The organism is Vibrio sp. 1401, from assembly GCF_033340295.1.
This window is the reverse complement of sequence record NZ_JAWOWF010000402.1, coordinates 1-673: the sequence shown is the minus strand read 5'-3', so window position 1 is coordinate 673 and position 673 is coordinate 1. Positions and strand designations below refer to the sequence as shown.

At 46.4% G+C, this 673-nt stretch carries 2 pseudogenes; one reads left to right on the top strand and one right to left on the bottom strand.

The window, feature by feature from the left end:
* Positions 1–378, top strand: a pseudogene (locus R7Z77_RS25895) (DNA polymerase II); the annotation flags it as partial.
* Here the strand turns inward: R7Z77_RS25895 and R7Z77_RS25890 are convergent.
* Positions 375–673: pseudogene (locus tag R7Z77_RS25890) on the bottom strand (nucleotidyltransferase domain-containing protein); the annotation flags it as partial. The pseudogenes R7Z77_RS25895 and R7Z77_RS25890 sit on opposite strands and share 4 nt — an antisense overlap.

Here is a 673-nt window from a genome sequence, read left to right as displayed (position 1 = left end):
GGCGAAGACCCGAGTGACTATGTGCGTGAAGTAGTAGAAAAAACCAATAAGGGGGAGTTTGATGACCAATTGGTTTATCAAAAGCGACTACGCCGAAAGCTGCATGAGTACCAAAAAAACATTCCACCTCAAGTGCGTGCAGCGCGTTTAGCCGACGACATTAATGCCAAGCTTGGCCGACCTTTACAGTATCAAAATCGTGGGCGCATAGAGTATTTGATTACCCTAAATGGCCCTGAGCCTCATGAATACCGTAACAGTCCTATCGACTACCAGCACTACATCGACAAGCAGCTAAAGCCTGTTGCAGATGCGATTCTGCCATTTATCGGCACAGACTTTGAAACCCTCTCAGCACCACAGATGGGACTGTTCTAACCAATACGAAACTCAGTCTTTTGGTACTGCTTCACGAGCCAGCCGCCGAAAGCATCAATTAGGCCAATGACCGAACGCTTGGGAATTGGCCTTCCAGAGAACAATATGCAGAGGCGGTCAATCTCCAGTTTTTTCTCGGGATGATATTGCAAAAACACTTCACCACATTCTATTGGATCATCAAACCAGCGCTTATCGCGATACATCACCAACGAGTAAGAAGCTCTTAATAACTTTTTACCGATGACTATCTGCGCACGAACTTGCTCCTCAAGGCTTGTAGCCTGAACAATCT